A 20,578-nucleotide genomic window follows, 5' to 3' on the forward strand; every position below is an offset into this window, starting at 1 on the left:
GTAAATCAGATAGGAAAAAATTAACAAATTGTTTTAAACTAAGCCAAGGTTTAAAACAATCTTATTTTTACGCTACCACAGTTTAGGAAGTGTTTGTATTGAGGAAAAAATTAATTTTCATTTTATTCTTTCCAAAAAAAGACGCCTGGTTCAAATAAGCAATGCTTTGATCGAAACCTGCCTGACTGTTATAAATTATTTGCTTTATGTTCATGGAATAAAGTTTTGTTTTGTACGATCAAATTTGTTATTACCTCCCTTCACATGCTTAAAAATTATAAGCGAAGTATCTTTTGTGAAAAGAGGCGGGGGGATATTTTATTGATCAAAAATAACCCCCACCCACCCATAATCACATAAAAAAAAGCTCTTTTAAGCACGTTGAAAAACGGATACTATCCTCTTTAGCAACATTACAAATAACTGCTTTTCAAACAATTACATAATTGCTAAGATTGAGAACAATGTCAAAAATTAACTTCTCCTGAATAATTTATTGAAGCGAACATAATGGTGGAGATAATATCCGTCTTGATGAATTAAATACTCCCCTTTTGAAATTCTTGCATTTTCAGAAATCCCTAAAGCCTTTGCTATTTCAAAGGGTAATGGCAGATCAGTTCTAACAATTATTTTGTTAGAGGGGAAATACCTTTTCTTTTCTTGCAAGGAAAATTGTCGTCCGTCATAAATTACTTGGAGGCATTTGTTGTCCACAAAATTTATATAACCATTGACACGGGCTCCCTGGCAGCTTGGATGGTTCAATTGCCCCGGGCCCATGATCTGACAAACGCCAGAACCTGAACAATTTTTCCGAGGATCGCCAAAAGTGACACTGACGTTCACCCATTCATTGTTAAGTACCCTTTCTTCCTGATAAGGAATGACCGCCATCGAAGGATTTGAAGTCGTGGTCCATACCAATATTTTCATTTTTTTCAAGTTGGATTTTTAAGAATCAAGGCACGGTGTTTAAGTCTACTGAGCTAAGGAACAAAAGTGTCTCCGATGATTACCTTAGCCGCGAAAGTCGTCTCTATTGACAGTGTAAAATTTTTCATGATTATGATAGTTTTCTGTGATATTGAATACTTCAAAAGTCGTCAGTAAGAAGCCTGGGACAAAGACAGCAAAACAGTAACAAGCATCTGAAAGAGGAGCTTCAGTGACTAAATAAAAATCATTAATCACTGAATATCAGCAACTTAATATCACGTTAAGAGAAAAACAAAGCACTCTAATAGCTAAAGAGAACAGGGGCTAGGCGAACAACTTGGTCCGTTAGCAAGTATTTCCAGGAAGCAGTTTTAAGACGGGAATGGGAAGGTTGTTGCTTTTACTTTTGCCGCCGAATCTTTACGCGTGTTTGGCCAAGCATACCAAGCGTGATCTCCCAGAGAAGTTCGTAGGGGATGATTTCAATTTTATGAAATTGCTGAGAGAACTCGCTACTAACCCCCCTAAGTTTATCCCAATATTTTTTGGTGTGACGTTCTACTGCCGTACGGTGAAAACCTTCTTGTGGAATAACTAAAAGCAGCTTAATAAAGTAATAGGAACGGATCGTTTCGGGTGTCATTAAATAACGAGAACAGTATTTTTCAATGGTCTCAATACGATCAATACTAAGATCATACTTCCCTTTTTGGAGGTAGAAAAGAATTTGTACAATCAGGATGGCAATATTCATGCCTTGCTTATCTTTCGAATAAAGTGGAATGCTATTGAGAAAACGTTGGATACGAAAGGGGGTAAAATTGACATCTTCTTCCGCCATTTTCACTTGATCCAAATCAATCATCAGGTGGAGATAAGCATGATAAATTTCCCACATTTGCTGTACGTATTCCGGCAAAAAAGAAAATCGCGGATGTTCAATTGCCGTGGAAAACAGTTGATATGCTTCCTGAAATCTGCTGGTATGCATGGCCAAGAGAAACAAATACTCTAAGTTATTGAACCAGTTGAATGTCCCCTCTTGCGTAAGCTGCTGGCTCAATTCGGCCACCTGGCGGGCTTTGTCATAGTCTTCCAATTGGATGTAGGCCACCAGTTGATGATGATAACAAAGTTGAATGGGGGTATTTGCCGCAAAGGGCTTCTTTTTGAAAAAATCAATGACCTCCGCACAAATAGGTAAGGTTGCAGAATAGTCATTCGCACAGGTATACTGGAATAGGCGAATAAGTGCGGTAAAGAGATGAAACTTGTAAGAGGTACATTTCTTAAGTTCAGGAATGAGTTCTTCACAAAAAAGAGCGGCCTGTTTTGCGAGATGAGGCTTGGGCGATTTTTTGTTGACAAATTTCAGAATGAGCTGAGAGTAATACCGTTCTGCCTTTCCTTCCAAGCTCGCCGTTCTTTCAAAGGTCGTTCTTTTTTTATCATAATAATTGTAACGCTTTTCATCTCCAATCTGCGTGCTATAATGGAGGCACAGCGTTCTGCTGATCATTAAACTGAGTTCTGTAAACTCGTAATGCTCACATTTCTTGAGCAACTTCTTCAAAATCTCTACCGCTGATTTGTATGCATTTTTAGCGAGCAGTATCTGAGCCGCCGCATAATCCTTATGAGCTTCAAAGAAAGAGACTTGCCGGTCAGAGTGGTTAGCTTGATATGGATCAATGAAAAACAAGGTATTTAAAAGCTTTTCCCGAAGCTTGGCCTTGAGGTTATTAAAAGCACTTTTGGAATCAGCATCAGGATACAATAGATGAAATGCTTCTTCATCGGTGTCAACTTCTCCTTTGCTGATGGCAGAAAAGAGCTTGTTTACTTTCGACTTGCTGTGTTTTTTGGTATTTAAAAGCTCAATGTGATTAGTCCGGTTCTGATTGATGATGTACACCAATTCGCGTAAATTTTCCATGTGATTATATTTAAAGTAGGTCGTAAAAAATCCGTAATCGGGTCATCTGTATAGACAACCAAGCATCTAAAACCGGCAAAATTTACGGGACGGATATGTCTGGGAAAGCGTGAACACATTGCCTTCCTCATCTAGAGTTTAGCAATGTATTCACTGTATAATAGCAACAAACCCCAACAATACGTTACCAACAAAGAACGCTATTGGGAAGCATCCATTTCGGCAAAAAAAACACTCAAAAAGGAAAGTATACTCAATTAGTAGGAAATAAAAATAATGGAGGTCGTACACCACGCTTATCTCTCCTATTCGTAAAATGTAGATGCTATCAGAGCAGTACCTTTTGAAATGCGCCAAGATGACTACTCCCTTTCATAAAGCGCAAAAAAATAGCCAGGCCTCATGGCCCGGCTACTAAGAAATCATTAATTGAATAAAACTTTAAAACAAGGGGGAAGCAACCAACTATCCTGGGGGGATAGAATAGTAGATACTTCTTATGATAGGAATCGAGTGATATAACTCTCTCTGCAAAGAAAAGACAACTGACTTTACCAATTCGGCAAAAAAAGCATACTATTCGGCAATCTTTTACTTCATCATTTCCGATGGAGACTTACCGTAAAATGACTTGAACGATTTTGAAAAATAAGCTGTACTCTGAAGACCAATGGCATAAGTCAGCTCAGCGATGGTTGGATAGCGTTTATCTTCTAACAAACGATAAGCCAGTTGCAGCCGTGCCTGAAGAATATATTGGCTTGGTTTAAGCCCGGTACAACTTATCAATTTATCGCGAAAGCTACGTTCAGACATTGCCATATCACGTGCTAAGTCTCTAACTTTCAACTGTGGTTCCCTAATGTGCTTTGTGAGCAACGCCTCTAAGTCTATCAACCATAATTCGTCAAAACTAGGCCCTGACAAGGCAGGAACCTTCACCATAGTAGAGCCTAATCTCTTCTCTCTTTCTGAGATAATTGCGCCCTCAAAAGCGGCTTTGCGTTTTTGCTGATTATCTAATAAATTATGAATTCGAGCAATTAATTCATTTTGCTCAAAGGGTTTGGATAGGTAAGTATCTACCCCCAAGCGCAAGCCGTAAAGCTGATCAGCCTGTTCAGAGCGGGCAGTAAGCAAGATAAACGGTAGCCCCCATTGCTGAGGCTTACTACGGATTGATTTCAGCAGTTCAAAACCATCCATCCGAGGCATCATAACATCAGAAACAACCAGATCCACTTCTTGCTGATTCAAGACTTCCAAAGCATCTAAACCGTCATTGGCGTAGACCAATCGAAAATAAGGTCTCAGAATTTCCAATAGATATGCTCTGAAATCATCATTGTCCTCAACAATAAGAACCGTAGGCTGGCCCTCAACGCTCACTGGTGGAGGTAAAGTGAGGAGTCGGGTTCTCTTTAAAACATCTTGCTCTCGGTTAGTTTTGAGCTCAAGCAATGATTCTTCTGCTACTGAAATGGGTAGACTTAAAAAAAAGATGGAACCTTTTCCTAATTCACTTTCTACCTCCAGTTGCCCGCCTAAAAAAGCGGTCAGCTCCTTGCACAGGGCAAGCCCAATGCCTAACCCCCCATTTTCCATATTGCCCTGGTGTCGGGCCTGATAATAGCGATCAAAAACTCTATTAAGGTCAGCGTCATTGATTCCTAAGCCAGTATCTTCTACCGCCAGCAAAATTACTTCTGAACCTGCACTCGCTTTCACCAGTACCCGTCCTTCTCTGCCCGTAAATTTAAGGGCGTTGGAAATCAGGTTATTCAGAATGCGTTCTACTTTTTGAGTATCGAGTTTTATGCGCAGATTTTCTGGCGCATCCAGTTCCAACTCGTAGACAATATTCCTCGATTCCGCCAAGGAATCAAAAGTATTAACGACCCGGCGAATGAACGGAGAAAAAAGAACAACCTCTTCCCGCAGTTCAAGCTTACCTGCTTCCAGGCGCGCAAGATCCAATATCTCCTCTACCATCTGCCGAAGTTGCTTTGTACTTCGTTTAATCCTTTGCAACTGGGACATTTGATCCGGCGGAAACGCCTGTTTACTCAGGCTGGTCACAGGGCCTAGAATCATGCTTAGTGGGGTGCGTAATTCGTGGCTGATATTGATAAAAAAGCGGGATTTCATGGCATCTAGTTGCCGGAGTTCTTTGGTAGCGTTTTCGACCTCTGTTTTTAATTTTATGTTGGCAGCAATAAGTCGTTGGCTTCGTCTGTGGACCATCCACCAGAGACCTAACCCCAGAAGGCCAATCATGGTAATAATAAACCATGGGCGTAAGTAAAATGGACGCATGACAAAAATGGAGATCACTATTTCACGCTGATCATTTAAGGCATTGCCAATGGAGTAAGCTCGGATTCTCAGTTTATGACGACCATAAGAAAAATTGGACAACTCCAATGAAGGACTAGACATAGCCCGCCAGTTCATCCCTTCATTAGCCAAGCACCATTCGTAAGCAACTTCTCGTCCCGACAGGTAATTGGGAGTTAAATTGATAATGACACGATTCTCTTGTGGATTAAGGCGTATTTTCCCTGTTTCAATTACTTGTTTGGTGTTTAGTTTTGGAGTCTCCGTATTGCGTTCGTATACAACAACCTTACTTATTTGTAAAAGTACTTCCTGATTTAACGAAGCGTTTATCGCTAAACTATCAGGATGAAAAATACACAAACCGTCTATTGTCCCAAAGTAGAGCCTTCCTTCCTTATCTTGAAAATGAGACATTTGGTTAAACTCACTATCAGGTAAGCCATCCTCTTTATAGTAAGTCGTTATTTGACCACTGGTTTTATCCATTCGCATCAAGCCATAGTTACTCGGTAACCAGAGCTGATTGTGTTTATCCTCGTATACTGCATGAAGCTTATTATTTGACAAGCCATCAACTACAGTGTATATTTTTGGAGGCTTGGTAGAAAAAGGCGACCATCTTAATAGCCCCTGATTGGTTGCCATCCAAAAAAAGCCTTCCCTATCCTCATGAATATGGAAAATTACCTTGGGGAGCGATTCGGCTTCCGTCGTGAAGTCAAATCGTTGTAATGCCTTACCTTGATGATCAAGTAACTGTAAACCTTCTCCGGTACCAAGCCAAATTCCCGCGAAATTTTTGTAAAAACAATGGATTGTGGTGTCTGGAAAGTTACGTATGGTGGCAACGGTATCACCTGGCCGTAAATGCAGCAATCCCAGGTGGCTACCAATCAGCAGCGTATCGCCTAACATCAATAAATCAGTGCCATCATATTCTGGAAAACCAGGCCTTATATTGTAAGCATTTTGGGCTTTTGAAGCAGAAAGACTATAGCGTATCAAGAAGTTGAAGTGACCAGTGATCCACAAATCATCCCCCTGCTTTAAGAACCCTTTACCTGATATATATGATAAATCGTCCCAAAAATGGATTCTTTCGTTGGTACCGGTCCGGGTATTGATTAACCTACTGCCCTTATAGGTATTCGCAATCAAGGTAGAATCAGACAGCGGTAAAATACCGCGAAAACTTACGGGGCCACCTTCATCTGTAATCAGGTTACGGAAAATTTTCGGCCTTACCAGGACTCGAAAAAGCCCTTTGGCCGATCTAAACCAAAAAGCATTATTCTCTGTCATCCAAAAAGCCCATGTTGTTTCTGCTTTAAAAGCATCGAGCATCATTTGCCCCAAATCAAAAGGTAGGGCTTTCCCCTTTTCATATAACTGAATTTTGGAATTTTCATATTGTAAAGCCACTCCCTTTGAGCCTAAAAAAAAATGGAAAGACTGAGGTATGGTTGTAGTAGACAAGTCCTGTTTTATTTCCGATAAAGGAGTACTGTGAGTAAACTTGCCGTTATTGTTGCAAAAACCAATGCGCTCAATTTGTGAATTAGTTGGATTTACCATCGGGAACCAAATCTGGTAATCATCGCTAACCGAGATAACCTGCTGAGTAAGATTGTCTTTACGCTCCTGATGCAAAATATTACCAAGCGAATCAATACGTTCCAAATAGGTAACACCTGCCCGTACTTCCTGACGAAGAAATTCCTGATGCTGTAAGGGAAAATAACGAGAGTAGTGTTCGCTATGCGAAGTGGTGTCCCGTAGCTGCCAGTGCCACTCACCATCGTACTTGCCACCAACTCTAGTAACGGGATCTAAAATCCATAAGGCACCCGCCATGGAATAAATACCAAGATGAGACTTTATCGACAAAGGTATCGATGTGCCAATATACTCTTCGAGAGGTACCGCTTGCTCTAATATGGGATCAAACACGTCTATTACAACTTTACTATCTCGTGTTTTTCCAAAAACCCAAAGGAGGCCATTCACGTCTTCTATTGCACGAAAGGTACTTGACACACGGAACCCATTTTTCTTTTCATTATAGGTTGTAAATTCACGGCCGTCAAAACGAACAAGCCCTCGCTCAGTAGCTAACCAAATGTATCCCTGCTTGTTTTCTGACAAATCAAAAATTAGCCAGGTAGGTAGTCCAGTCTTGGCAGTCCACTGGCTGACTTCCACGGTATAATCTTCCTCATAGAATAATTGAGTAATTGGTTGAGCGAGGACGTTAAGTCCACACACTAATAACGATAGAATAACAATTAGTAGCTTCAAATGGAAATGTGATGTGTGTTCCAATCAAGGATATTTCAAAAGTTAAGGTAAAAAAAGTACACTTGTCGGCAATTCCTTAATCCATCATATCGGATGGTGATTTACCATAATAGGACTTGAAAGTTTTAGCGAAATAAGCTTTACTCTGAAGACCAATGGCATAAGTCAGCTCAGCGATGGTTGGATAACGCTTTTCCTCTAATAGGCGATACGCCAACTGTAGCCGCGCCTGAAGAATATATTCACTTGGTTTAAGTCCCGTACAGCTCTTTAGCTTATCCCGGAAGCTACGCTCAGACATTGCCATTGCACGTGCCAGATCTCCTACCTTGAGATGGGTGTCCTGAATTCTTTTTTCCAGAAACTTCTCCAGATCAATCAGCCATAGTTCATCAAAGCTCGGCCCTTTTGGCGCTTGGGTAGGTTCAGAAATAAGGGGAGCTGTTTCAGTTATCGGGATCATTGCTGCCTCAAAAGCGGCTTTGCGTTTTTGTTGATTATCTAATAAATTATGAATTCGAGCAATCAATTCATTTTGCTCAAAGGGTTTGGATAGGTAAGTATCTACCCCCAAGCGCAAGCCGTAAAGCTGATCAGCCTGTTCAGAGCGAGCCGTAAGCAGAATAAACGGTAGCCCCCATTGCTGAGGCTTACTACGGATTGATTTCAGCAGTTCAAAACCATCCATCCGAGGCATCATAACATCAGAAACAACCAGATCCACTTCTTGCTGGTTCAAGACTTCCAAAGCATCTAAACCGTCATTGGCGTAGACCAATCGAAAATAAGGTCTCAGAATTTCCAATAGATATGCTCTGAAATCATCATTGTCCTCAACAACAAGCACTATTGGTTGTCCTTCCGTATGCACTGGAGTAGGAAAGGTCAGTAATCTGGTTTTGGTTAATACATCCTCCTCACTTGAAGTTTTGAGCTCAAACAATTTTTCTTCAGCTATTGAAATTGGCAGTTTTAAAGAAAAGATTGACCCCTTTCCATATTCACTTTCTACCTCCAGCTGACCTCCTAAAAAATCGGCTAGCTCTTTGCACATAGCAAGTCCTATACCCAAGCCTCCATTTTCAAAATTCTTCTGGTGACGCGCCTGGTAATATCGGTCAAAAATCCTTGGAAGATCAACTTCATTTATACCAACTCCCCTATCCTCAACCGTGAGTTTGATAGTCTTTAAATCAGTATTCACTTTTACTAAAACCAGTCCTCCCCTACTCGAAAATTTAAGCGCGTTAGAAATCAGGTTATTTATCATGCGCTCTACTTTTTGAGTGTCCAGCTTTATACGCAAATCCTGTGGAACGTCTAATATCAATTCATAATTAATAACTCTCGATGCTGCCAAAGAATGAAAAGCATTAAATACCCTACGAATGAATGGAACAAAAAGAACAACCTCTTCCCTCAATTCAAGCTTGCCAGCCTCAAGTCGGGCCAGGTCTAATATTTCCTCCGTCATCTGCCGGAGCTGCTTAGTACTCCGTTTGATTCGTTCCAATTGGGACAACTGCTCGGGAGGAAACTGCTCCTTGCTAAGCGCCATCACTGGCCCCAAAATCATGCTAAGTGGGGTACGTAGTTCATGGCTGATATTGATAAAAAAGCGTGATTTCATTTCATCAAGCTCCTTCAATTCTTTTGACTGTTGGTCAATCGTCAGCAGTTTCTCTTGCAAGTCTTTTGTCTGCTTATTCACTTCTCGCTGAAGTGCCTCATTTTGTAACCTCAACCACAACTGTATGCGTTTGAAATAACCAATCACCAGTACAAGAAGCAATAGCAACAACAGTGTAATAAACCACCAACGCAGATAAATCGGCTTTACCACCCTCAACTCAAGTGTAATGATATTACTTACAAAGTTTTGATTACCTAAGGAATAGGCTCGAAATTCCAACAAGTATTTCCCATAAGCGGGGTTGTTAAACATCAACCGAGGTTCTGTCATCGGTTTCCACTGGTCATTGTCTCCGGGTATACGCCATTCATAGACCATCTTGTCATCGGTAAGATAATGCGGCACCAAACTTACTTCCAGGCGATTAAACGCTGGTAATATCTTCACTATACCTGAGGCTAAGGCTTCTTTCGTAGAAGTTGTAACCTCCTCCGTATTTCTATCATACAGTGCTACTTTGGCAATATCCAGTACCGGGGCAGTTCTCTTATATTGCTCAATACTATCAGGGTGAAAAGAGATAATCCCATTAACCCCTCCCAAAAACAACTGCCCGTCATCTCTTTTGAAATAGGCCAAAAAATTAAACTCATTGCTGGGCAAACCATCTTTCTCTAAGTAAGTAGTTACATAACCATCTGACTTTCGAAAACGCATCAGGCCATAATTACTGGGCAACCACAGGTGACCATAATTATCTTCAAAAACAGCATGAATTTTATTATCCGAAAGCCCATCTTCAACCGTATACGCTCGATAAGTGTCGTTGCGGGGATTCCAACGAATCAACCCCTGTGCAGTCCCCAGCCAAAAGAGTCCCTCTTTATCCCCATGAATAAAATAAACCCTCAAGGCCTGATCTTCTAAAAGAGGAAAATGTTTCTTTCTCCTCCCCTCTTTATCAAACAAGAATAGACCATATTGGCTTCCCAACCAAAGGCCCTGCTCATTGCTATACCAATAGTAAGTACTGGTGTCCTTTAAAAGATGAGGTTGAAAAGTTTTCGACCGTTCATTAAGCGCCAACACCCCTAAATCACTGGCTACCCACAAAAGAGAGTCGTTCAAACGGTGCAGGCTATAACCATTATAATCTTTCTGAAAATAATGAAAAAAGAAGGATTTATAGTGCTCTTTTGTAAGGTCATATTGAATGAGATCCTCCGTTGATTTAGTGACCCACACTTGGTTGCCTTCCTTTAAAAATCCCATGTTATTATAGCCATTGGCAATGGGTAAGGAATAGAATTGTTTTCTCTGTAAATCCAGCCGAAACATTCCCGCGTAGGTATTGACCATCAACTGGCTGTCACCAATACCTACCATCCCCCGAACACTCATGATAATATCATCCTGATGGGGATAAGTGGTGAACGACCTTTTCTTGATTTTCATTCTAAAAAGCCCTTCCGGAGAATTAAACCAGAAAGACTCATTATTAATCATTACGATAATCTCATTGATACTGGTCTTAAAGTCTTTTGCTAGTAAATTACTTAAGTTTTCAAACAGGATGTCATCATCTTTGAAAAAGAAAGAGGTAGCGTTGTTAATTGCCAAACCAAAACCATCCTTATTCATTTTCAAGAATCGGCTATGGTCATGATAAGAGGTATTCCCCCATGAAATATTAGGGTAAGCACCATAGGGGAAAGTTTGAATGCCCTTATCATGAAAATAAAACAAGGTATCTAAGTCACCAACGGATTGAGGTTGAGGCCAATAATAAAAGTTCAAATCCTCGTCTAACAAAGAATATCGATTATTATGACCAGAAAAATTAATTGCTGAAATTTCTTTGCCAAAGCGATCAATAAGGTACAATCCTAACTTGCCGTTTTTGGTTTTCCAAATCCAAAACAGGCCATTTTTTTGAGGATAATAATAAGGGTATGCATCGGTTTTGCCGATAGTTTCTGCTAAGGTAATTGTAGTTGTATCATTTAAAACCCACTCCCATTGACCGTTATAACGGCCGCCTTTACCACTCACAGGGTCGAGCACCCATATTGTATCTTTATGTCGAAAAAACCCATAGTGACTGTACGTCGACAAGGGGATATCTTCATTAATGTAGACCTCCAAAGGGATAGCAGATTCCTCTATGGGATCAAACACATCAAAAAATCTATCTTCCCCCAGAGAACAAAAAAGCCAAATATTTCCATTAACATCCTCAGCAATCCGCCCAACTCTATCGCTACGCAAGCCAAACTTTACACCGCTATACGTGGTAAACGAATTTCCATCAAAACGAACAAGCCCTACGTCCGTTCCTAGCCAAAGATAGCCCCTCCTATCTTCAATAATATCAAAGATGTGCCATGAGGGCAAACCATCTTCCTTCGCCCAAAGGCTAATTTCCAAGGTGTAATCCCCATCTGAAAAACGACGTTCAATAGATTGAGCGTCAATGGAAAAGCAGGATAAAAAAAGAAGGAAACAAGTCCACAAAAAGGGTCTGTTTCTGGAAAAGTAAAGCATAGATTTAGTCACAGACTATTAGTAAGATTGCAGCATCAACAACATCGCTCCGTATATACCGCCCCAATGTATCAAAAAACCCGACAGATTCACGTCTGTCGGGTTACAAAATCACAAAATAGATAGTATAAAGCATGGTTTCAGAAAAACCAAATTTTATCAAAACTCCAACCGATAATTCAACACCGGAATCAGCCCCAGCTGGGTTTCTGCTACGACCTTCTCACTACTCGCCGAGTAGTAAAGGCTGTAGATGTTCTCCCGATTGCTTACGTTCTGAATATCGAGGGAAATGATGGAGGAGGTCTTCGCACGGTTTTTGCGATAAGAGATGCGCACGTCGCTACGCAAGTAATAGGCCACCTGATTTTCCCAGGCCCGACTGTTATCGCGGATGGTGTAGCCAGCTATACGGGAAGCTTCCAAATCAATGGGGGTGTAACGGTTACCTCCGGCTACATTGGTACGAATATTGGCCCCCAGGAGGTTGGTTTTATTTTTACCAACGGGCCATTCTTTACCAATCAGCATATTGCCCACATAGCCGCCAGCGTAGCGGGTATTGCGTTCTATGCCATCGCGGCCAGTGTAGCGAGATTCGTAGATGGAAATTGTTGCCAGCGCGTACCAGCCATTGGTAAAGAATTTCTCAATGGTCGTCTCCAAACCAAAGTTACGCCCTGTGCCATCCGCGAAAAGTGAATCCGTGACGTAGCCACTGTCAAAATTGAGGGCAGAGGCCGCCCCTGCGTAGTCACCTTGTGCATTGGGGCTGGCAATGGCCACATCATACAAATCCTGGTAGTACACCTCCGTTTGCAGGCGCCACTGGGGGTGAAACCGCCATTCGTAGCCCAGCACACCGTGCAAGGCTTTAGGCAATGCCAGTTCTTTGTTGGGTTGGGAATAAGTATCCGCGCCCGTGGGCACCTGAGCAAAGTATACCGGTAGCGGGTCGCGGCGAGAATGCAAGCCGGCACCAGCACTCAAGACATGCCCGGGGCGCAGGTTCCAGCGCATACCGACCCTGGGTTCAATAGCCATCTGTTCACCTATGCCCAGGTAGGAGGTATGCAGACCAGCGTTGAGGTGTAAGGTGGTGCCTACTCGGTGCTTTATTTGCGCGTAAGCCTGGAAATTGGCGGTAGCTCCCTCTTCATTAATCAAGGTGACCCGTGGCCGGTTGGCTTCTTCCCATTCAGCGAAAGAATATGACAAACGACTCCCAATCGCTCCCATTCGGAAAGTACTGCGGGCATTGAGTTTGCGATTGTACAACATACTGACCCGCAACGCTCGGGTGGTGAACTCTTCGGCTCCCGAGAAGTTGTCTTCAGCGTAGAATTCCTCATCCGTAACTTGATCCACAGCATAGCTGATGATGGTCTCTAAGTAATCGTTCTTCGCCAGATAACGGCGATTGTTGATCCCAATCACCCCGCGATCAGAGTGGTAGTCATATTGCTCTAAACTATCTCGGAAGGTACTGTTGCTGAGGCCTCCCAGCCCCCAAACCGACCAATACCCACCCTTGGTAGTAGGCAGCTGTATCTTGAACGAAGCATCTTGAAAAATAGATTCCTCACCCCCTAAATCCAGGATTCCCAATTGTCCCAGTACTCCCAAGGTGGAGTAGCGGTAATTGCCCAGGTAGCTGGCTCCTCCTTTTTCACCCAGCGGACCTTCCCCTGAGATGTCCAACCCCAGAACGCCGGCCTGGAAAGCGTACTCCCGCTTTTCGTTGTTGCCCGTGCGCAGCTTGAGGTCGAAAACGCCAGACATGGCATTGCCATACTCCGCAGGAAAAGCACTCACCAGAAAGTCGGAATTGGCCAGCATGTTCACGCTAAGTGCGCTGATGCCACCACCAGAAGCCCCCTGGTCCGAGAAGTGATTGGGCGTAGGAATTTCTACACCTTCCATCCTCCAGAGCAGTCCGCGGGGGCTATTGCCTCGTATGACAATCTCGTTGCCTCCGTCGTCATTGGTATTGACACCTGCAAAGGAGAGGGCCATCCGGGCTGGGTCATTGACGGCTGCTGCGTAGCGCTTCGTTTGCTCCACACTGAAAGAGCGTGAACTAACGCTGGCCATTTCATTGTTGGGAGTACCGTTGAGGCGATCGGCCTTGACGACGACTTCGTCCATCACCACCAGGGATTCTGTGAGTTTCAGGGTGAGGACGACTTCTTTGCCAGAACCTACCTCCAGTTCATAAATATAAGCGTCTTCATAGCCCAGGCAACTGATGCGTATGCTATGACGACCAACGGGAACGCCCTCCAATCGAAAGGTACCGTCGAAATCAGTAGCTGTCCCTAACAATGGCTCGACGTTGAGCACAAGGATATTGGCAGCGATAACGGGTTCTTCGGATGCCTGGTCTAGCACGACCCCTTTGATCGTTTGAGTGAAGTTTTCGGTCTGCGACCAAAGTCCCAGAGAGAAAAAGTTGAGTACCAACAATAGGAGAACTGTCCGCCAAGAGTGGCAGTTGCTTAGAATGCGTAGCATAGATAGTAGTGGTTTTATATTCTATAGCGAGGATGTGGGTAGCGGTTTCCACCCCCTATGTCTTTTACGATCATTTTTTCGCATAAGCGTAAATACTTTGCTAAATTCCCACTACATTTAGGTATCTAAGGATAGTGTAAAACACTGATCGCCACACTTCCCTTAATAGTTGATGATTTAACAATGTCCCTATCAACGAGAGTTTTGCTCTTCTTCGTCGTTTTTTGCGTGGTTCAGCCACTTGCAGGGCAGATTGTCGTGCCACAAGAAGGGGGTAGTATCGTGCCGATTGATGCACAATTGTCTTTTCCTGAAAATTATGACCTTGCGCTGTCACTGATGACGGAAAAGCAAGCTGACAACCAACAAGAAGCAGCTTTTTATTACGGACAACAGGCACTCAGCCTCGCTAGAGATCAAAAAGATGAGGCTCGTATTTTAGAAGCTACTCAAAATATCGCCAGGTTTTACCAAAATCAAGGTGAATATGAATACGCTGATAGTGTTTACCTACAGGGGCTGTCTTATCTTAAATTACCGTTGCAACAGGCAGAACTCTACTTAGACCGGGCTAGCCTTGGTGCACGTACCCGCAATTGGGACAATACTGATTACCTCCTCCAAAAAGCCCGTCAATTGATTGGTGATGATACCCTTAGTACGACTATGGCCAGTTATCATTTTCGTGCTGGCGTCTATGAATTTGAAGCGAAGCAAAACATGGTAGAAGCACTTGTGCATTACCAGCAAGCAAAAAAGATTGAAGGTGTTTCTAACAGGGTCCTCACCAGTATTAATAACAATCTTGCGATCATCTATGGAGTCGTTAATGATTTTGAAAAAGCACATAGCCTTAATGAAGAGAACCTGCGCTTTGCTATGGAAGATAACGACCCAACAGGGCAGCTTTTTGCCTACTATGGACTGGCGTTTTCATCCGGAATGATGGAAAACGACGCCAGTCTTTACACCTATTGCCAAAAGGCCATTGAGTTGCACAACACTACAGGTATTTCTACTGCTTTTGGTTATATCTACTCTTTACTCGGTGAGTATTTTATGACACTCAACCAATTGGATTCTGCCGAATATTACCTACAAAAAAGCATCCTCATTAGTAAAGAGCAAGGAGAAAACAAAGAATTGGTCGATGCCTATCAAGGAATGATGCATTTTCACACCCTTAAGGGAGAAGATGCCATCGCAATTGAATACGGAGAAAAAGGTTTAGAACTGGGCACACGCGTAGACCATAACATTGAGGAACCGCTCGCTGCCCTCTACGAGAAACAAGGAAATTACGAAAGAGCATATACCCTGCTGCGTAGAAGCTGGATCAAACAAGCAGAACTGGACCAAGGCAAAGCCAATATTTCGCTCATGGCAAAACTCCTTGAAGAGCGCTTTGAGCAAGAACGCAACCAGCAAGCATTTGCGCACCAGCAAACTTTGACGCATCAGCGTTTCACCCTGGTGACTTCTGGTTTCGCGCTCATCATTTTCTTGACTTTACTTATCTTATTACTACAGGCTCACAGTAGGCGAAAGCTACAAGTATTAAATAAGTCTCTCACGGAAAGCAACGGCGCCCTCAAGCAGTTTGCCTACATTACTTCTCACGACCTGAAAGAACCCGTACGTAATATCACCAGTTTTTCGGGCTTACTAAAACGCCGATTAGCTAATCGGGAAACCACCACAGAGGAAACCGATTTTCTGAACTTTATCACCAGCAACGCCGCGGTACTCAAAGAGATCGTCGACTCACTGCAAGTCTTCACAAAAATATCTTTTGGAGAACTCGAACATGAAGTGGTGACTTTGACGGAGGTTTTTCAAACCGTAGAGAACAACCTCCAGCAGTTTATTCAGGAAACCAATGGGCAGCTCATCTTCCATAATCCTCAACAGATAGACAAGGTATTTTTTACCCGCCCTATGCTGATCCTTGTTTTACAAAACCTTGTACAGAATGGATTTAAATACAATGAATCTGAGCACCCCACAGTTACGGTGAAAGTTACCCCCAATAACAAAGGGAAGACTTTATTTCAAGTTGAAGACAATGGAATAGGTATTGAAGAAGCATACTTCGAAGGGATTTTCACGCCGTTTAAAACACTGAAAAACAAGTCCATCACTCAATCCTCAGGACTTGGCCTTTCGATTTGTAAAACGATTCTTGAGCGCTATGGAGGAAACATCACGGTGGCTTCTGATGGAAAAACCGGAAGTACTTTTTCCTTTTGGATTTAAGGCCTGTTTAGTATTCTCAGGCCAACCTCACCAACTGATACAGGCCCAGAACCAAGAAGACCAAGGCCAGAAACTTGTTGGTATACTGCACCAATTTTTCCATGCGATATACGATAAGATGCCCCAACCTGGCGTACAATAAAAACATACCCAATGCCCCTAGTGCTGAAGCCGAGGCGAAAGCTATCAATTCAACTTGTTCTGTGAATTCGTAGCCATAGGTATGCAAAGAAAGGGCGATGAAAGCCCAAAAGGGCATGACTAAAAGATTAATACTCGCCGTAAAAAAACCTCGCTGGAAGCTGATGAAGTTGTCTTTAGAAGAACTCGCAATATCCAGTCCTGGTTTTTCTGCTTTTTGAAAAAGGTAGTAAGCAGCCATACTAAAGAAAACTACCGCTCCTACAACTTGAATATGGTGGCCAATGGCTTCATCTTTGGCAATCGTCAGGTAGCCATAAACGGCAATATAGGTGTAAACAAACTCCGGAATAATCGTACCCAGGGCAGCAAAAACACCCGCCTTGCGCCCTGCGGCGATCGCACGCTTCATCACCATTAGGTTGATCAGCCCAGGAGGGGCACTACCGATGGCACTTATCAGAAAAGTAAGAAGAAACAACAGGACGATACTCATGACTAATTCAGGCTTACTTTGGGCAATTTCAGCTGCAAATAAAGAGGAAGTAAGTCGTTAATTGCAATTTTTTCGACGAAAAGGTGCAATCATTGCCCCCATGGCATTATTGAACCAAACCAAGCAGTACACTGATCATCAATTGCCAGCTATAAGAGCAGATTGGATAGAAACCTCTTGAAATTTGCCAGCAAGCACTTATCTTAGCTTCCCCAAATTCAAGCTATTGATCGCATGACAGATATCCGCACCCCTTCCTTTTGGACGAATCTTTTACAGAAAATCATCAAGATTATCCTCAACAACCTGGGGGTACGCACGAGTAAACCTACGCACAATCAACACGTGGTGCCACACGAAGAAGGATGGGCCGTTAGAGGAGCTGGCAATGAACGCTATACTGGCGTTTACAACTACCAGCGCGAAGCCTTGGAGCGCGCCAAAGAAATTGCCAAAAATTACGGCTCTACCGTCATCATCCACGGCGAAGATGGTAAAGTGCGCGACAGCATCAGCTATCGGAAAGATTAAATCACTTGTCTCCATTTGAACACTCGTGTTCTTTTCGGCACCAGAAAATAGCTAATACGAACTCATGGGACTAATTTGCTGTTTGGACCACATCAAATACCCTCCTTCCCCATGAAGACTGTCTGTATTGTTTTTCGCTATTTTCATTTTGCCTTGCCTTTACTACTCAGTGTGGTCATGTTTCTTCCTTCATCTGTAAAGGCGCAAGCTGAACGTGCTAAAGCTGAGCGTTTCGTCCTGCCTTTGGTGTATTACACCCCCGAAACCACCTGGTCTTTTGGCGCAGCAGGCGTGATGACTTTTCAACTTGACAGCCTCAGTCCGCGCTCACAGGTGCAGCTGGGTGTTGCTTATACTTTGAACAACCAGCTCTTGTTTTATCTGCCCTTTCAGCTGTACACCAAAGCTGACCATCTGCGCTTTACAGGGGAGTTGGGATACTACCGTTACAATTATTTCTTCTACGGTATTGGCAATACCTTTGAAGACTACGAAGGCGAGACTTACGGGGTCAATTATCCAAGAATTCGGCTCAATATCCTCCAACGAATTGGGGAGCATCAATTGGCCGGCATTCGCTACGCCTGGGATCAATGGGAGGTCTATGACCAAAAGGAAGGAGGGCTGTTATTGCAAGAAAACGTGATCGGTAACGAGGCTTCTACCTACAGCGCCATTGGCCCGATCTGGCAATGGGACAGTCGCGACCATCTTTTCTTCCCGACCAAAGGCTGGTGGGCTGAAGCTACACTCCTCACCAATAACGAATTCCTTGGGGCTACCCAAAACTTCCTCAAGTGGACCGTCGATGCTCGAAAATACTGGAGTCGCAAAGAAAATCGCGTATGGGCCGGACAGCTCTATCTAGAGGGAAACAGCGGTCAACCCTCCTTCAATCAATTGGCTTTACTGGGTGGAACGCGCCTCCTGCGTGGCTACTATGAAGGCCGCTACCGGGATCGGCAGCTAGCGGCAGCCCAACTGGAATACCGCTTTCCAATCAAGGGACGCTTTGGTGCTGTAGCATTTGGAGGCCTGGGCTCCGTCGTCGACGAATGGCAAAACTGGGAGGCTGATTACTTGCGCTACGCACTGGGGGCAGGTATCCGCTTCACTTTATTACCTAAAGACAAAATTCGCCTCCGGCTCGATTACGGCATTGGCCCCAACACCAGTGCTTTCTACCTCACGGTGGGGGAGGCTTTTTAGGTTTTTTTTGAACCACATGAGGTTCTGGTTTTGAACCATATAAGGGATTATAAGGTCATATAAGAGGTTTGGAGATTTTTCATTTCCAAACCTCTTTTGGTAGTAATAATATGCAGCTTTGAGCATTAGTCAGGAAGATCTCGGTAGGACTTTGTTACGTATGTTTTTTGACCTTCTTTGTAAAGGTTGGTTACGTAGAAATTTAACAGTAGACCTTCAGGGAGATCTAAAAGCCGCAAATAGGTGATCAATTGAGCTTCGTGGATGGGAAGAACTTTTTCGATCGCTTTTAATTCAACAACCAAACAATCAGCCACCAGTAAATCACAGCGGAAGTCTAGTTCAAGGGTTTCTCCTTTATAAACAACGTTGATTGGTTGCTGAGAGACGAAGGGGACTTGCCGCAATCTGAGTTCATGTTCTAAACATTTCTGATAACTACTTTCTAATAAGCCAGGGCCTAATGCTTTGTGAACTTCAATAGCTGCACCATTAACTTGGTAAACTAAGTTTTTATAATACGATTTGGTCAACATAATAAAGTGCTATTTTATAATTAACAATACTTATTACTATAAGCCTGAGAACTCTAATTCGTGACAATTAATTCGTGTGTTTTTTCTAATAATCTCTTATAATCCCTTATATGGTTCAAAAATCGATGCCTCATGTGGTTAAAAAATCACATCAACACCCCATTCACCGCTGCAATAGCCGGTGGCAAGTCCGTTTCTCCTAACATTTCGCGGAGATCAATTTCGATGACGCGGCACAGGGAGAGCATGGGAATGTCATTGCCCAACCCTTCGAAGGGGTTCTCCGAGTAATCGCCTACCAGCTCCATCATGATGAATACCCAGCCGACAATGACCGAGAAAGGGATCGACAACCAGGCGCCAAAGGCACCCAACTTGTGAAATTCCGCGACCATGCCCAATGGTAAGAGGAAGATAAAAATTCCTACAAAAATGAAACTCATGTTGGCGTACTGCCTCGGTAAAGGAAACTTCTTGATCCGCTCGGCCTTGCCTTGGTGTTCGTAAAAGTCGTAGAGAATTTTTTGCAGCTCCATGTGTCGAAAATCGTCGATCAATCCTTGCTCCCGGAGTGCTTTGAGATCTTGCGCTTGCTGATCGATGATTTGGGTAGCGGTATTGACGTAATTCATCAATCGCTCATGCTCCTCCTTGCCCAGGAATCGGTCAAGTTCGGCTATCGTCACATTGTCCTTAAGGAGGCCTACGCCGTAGGTTTCCATCCGGCGGGCATTCAGTTTGCCAATATGATTGCTCTGGCTGATGTGTTCCCAACTTGTAGGAATCAGCAATTGGCTGCGCAGGGCATATAGCCAGGCGATGTGCCGGTAGAAGAGATTTTTATGCACCAAATGAAGCTCTTCCTTACTTACTTCCCGATCGGCAAACTGGTCGGTCACGAAGCCTTTTACGGCACTGCCCCAGGCGCGGCTACTATTAACAATAGCTCCCCATATTTTGCGCGCCTCCCACAGTCGATCATAGGCCTGGTTGTTTTTAAAACCAATATAAAAAGCTACTGCCGTACCGATGACGGACAGCGGCAACCACGGAATATGCAGCCATTCCCAGTGGGTATATTCAAACAACACGGCCACTAAAGCTGACCAAGCTGTTATCCAAAGAAGGTGCATCCCCGAAAAATTCCAAATATTGCGAAAGCCAAAGTTCTTGTTTACAAACATGGAAGCTGCTTTTTTTCAAAT

General features: G+C 43.3%; 11 protein-coding genes. 3 read left to right on the top strand and 8 right to left on the bottom strand.

All coding sequences use genetic code 11. The features are described 5' to 3' along the window. Positions 1-474: 474 nt before the first annotated feature. The 5 genes from AB0L18_RS01385 to AB0L18_RS01405 form a co-directional block, all read right to left on the bottom strand. A complete protein-coding gene (locus AB0L18_RS01385) occupies positions 475-936 on the bottom strand; it encodes a hypothetical protein (RefSeq protein ID WP_367390799.1) in 462 nt (153 codons plus the stop codon). Between the two features lie 403 nt (positions 937-1,339). After that, entirely contained in the window at positions 1,340-2,875 is a 1,536-nt protein-coding gene (locus tag AB0L18_RS01390; RefSeq protein ID WP_367390800.1) for a hypothetical protein, read from the bottom strand. Between the two features lie 591 nt (positions 2,876-3,466). Then, positions 3,467-7,513 (bottom strand): response regulator, encoded by a 4,047-nt coding sequence (locus tag AB0L18_RS01395; RefSeq protein WP_367390801.1) that lies wholly within the window; start codon positions 7,511-7,513, stop codon positions 3,467-3,469. Positions 7,514-7,589: 76 nt separating this feature from the next. After that, the gene (locus AB0L18_RS01400) at positions 7,590-11,690 is read right to left on the bottom strand and encodes an ATP-binding protein (RefSeq protein ID WP_367390802.1); all 4,101 of its coding nucleotides are present in this window, start codon (positions 11,688-11,690) and stop codon (positions 7,590-7,592) included. Between the two features lie 159 nt (positions 11,691-11,849). After that, positions 11,850-14,204: a carboxypeptidase-like regulatory domain-containing protein gene (locus tag AB0L18_RS01405; RefSeq protein ID WP_367390803.1), complete on the bottom strand. Its 2,355-nt coding sequence runs from the start codon at positions 14,202-14,204 to the stop codon at positions 11,850-11,852. Between the two features lie 183 nt (positions 14,205-14,387). Here AB0L18_RS01405 and AB0L18_RS01410 point away from each other — a divergent pair, with 183 nt between their 5' ends. Continuing rightward, positions 14,388-16,460, top strand: coding sequence for an ATP-binding protein (locus tag AB0L18_RS01410; RefSeq protein WP_367390804.1), 2,073 nt, complete (start codon positions 14,388-14,390; stop codon positions 16,458-16,460). A 16-nt stretch (positions 16,461-16,476) separates the two neighbouring features. Here the strand turns inward: AB0L18_RS01410 and AB0L18_RS01415 are convergent, their stop codons facing one another. Further along, entirely contained in the window at positions 16,477-17,097 is a 621-nt protein-coding gene (locus tag AB0L18_RS01415) for a LysE family translocator (RefSeq protein WP_367390805.1), read from the bottom strand. A 234-nt stretch (positions 17,098-17,331) separates the two neighbouring features. On the opposite strand from AB0L18_RS01415, the gene AB0L18_RS01420 reads away from it, so the two are divergent. Beyond that, a complete protein-coding gene (locus tag AB0L18_RS01420) occupies positions 17,332-17,628 on the top strand; it encodes a DUF2188 domain-containing protein (RefSeq protein ID WP_367390806.1) in 297 nt (98 codons plus the stop codon). 111 nt (positions 17,629-17,739) lie between these two features. Next, positions 17,740-18,837: a BamA/TamA family outer membrane protein gene (locus AB0L18_RS01425; RefSeq protein ID WP_367390807.1), complete on the top strand. Its 1,098-nt coding sequence runs from the start codon at positions 17,740-17,742 to the stop codon at positions 18,835-18,837. Between the two features lie 125 nt (positions 18,838-18,962). On the opposite strand, the gene AB0L18_RS01430 is transcribed toward AB0L18_RS01425, so the two are convergent. Continuing rightward, positions 18,963-19,373, bottom strand: a complete 411-nt coding sequence (locus AB0L18_RS01430; protein ID WP_367390808.1) for a GxxExxY protein — start codon at positions 19,371-19,373, stop codon at positions 18,963-18,965. 146 nt (positions 19,374-19,519) lie between these two features. After that, positions 19,520-20,557, bottom strand: coding sequence for a bestrophin family protein (locus AB0L18_RS01435; RefSeq protein ID WP_367390809.1), 1,038 nt, complete (start codon positions 20,555-20,557; stop codon positions 19,520-19,522). Positions 20,558-20,578: the final 21 nt, after the last annotated feature.

This window comes from Lewinella sp. LCG006, from assembly GCF_040784935.1.
GTDB lineage: Bacteria > Bacteroidota > Bacteroidia > Chitinophagales > Saprospiraceae > Lewinella.

What these genes read in the sequence shown, in the direction of transcription:
- AB0L18_RS01410 (WP_367390804.1), top strand. Translation starts at nt 14,388, where the DNA reads ATGTCCCTATCAACGAGAGTTTTGCTCTTCTTCGTCGTTTTTTGCGTG.
- AB0L18_RS01435 (WP_367390809.1), bottom strand. Translation starts at nt 20,557, where the DNA reads ATGTTTGTAAACAAGAACTTTGGCTTTCGCAATATTTGGAATTTTTCG.
- AB0L18_RS01425 (WP_367390807.1), top strand. Translation starts at nt 17,740, where the DNA reads ATGAAGACTGTCTGTATTGTTTTTCGCTATTTTCATTTTGCCTTGCCT.
- AB0L18_RS01390 (WP_367390800.1), bottom strand. Translation starts at nt 2,875, where the DNA reads ATGGAAAATTTACGCGAATTGGTGTACATCATCAATCAGAACCGGACT.
- AB0L18_RS01385 (WP_367390799.1), bottom strand. Translation starts at nt 936, where the DNA reads ATGAAAATATTGGTATGGACCACGACTTCAAATCCTTCGATGGCGGTC.
- AB0L18_RS01420 (WP_367390806.1), top strand. Translation starts at nt 17,332, where the DNA reads ATGACAGATATCCGCACCCCTTCCTTTTGGACGAATCTTTTACAGAAA.
- AB0L18_RS01405 (WP_367390803.1), bottom strand. Translation starts at nt 14,204, where the DNA reads ATGCTACGCATTCTAAGCAACTGCCACTCTTGGCGGACAGTTCTCCTA.
- AB0L18_RS01400 (WP_367390802.1), bottom strand. Translation starts at nt 11,690, where the DNA reads ATGCTTTACTTTTCCAGAAACAGACCCTTTTTGTGGACTTGTTTCCTT.
- AB0L18_RS01415 (WP_367390805.1), bottom strand. Translation starts at nt 17,097, where the DNA reads ATGAGTATCGTCCTGTTGTTTCTTCTTACTTTTCTGATAAGTGCCATC.
- AB0L18_RS01430 (WP_367390808.1), bottom strand. Translation starts at nt 19,373, where the DNA reads ATGTTGACCAAATCGTATTATAAAAACTTAGTTTACCAAGTTAATGGT.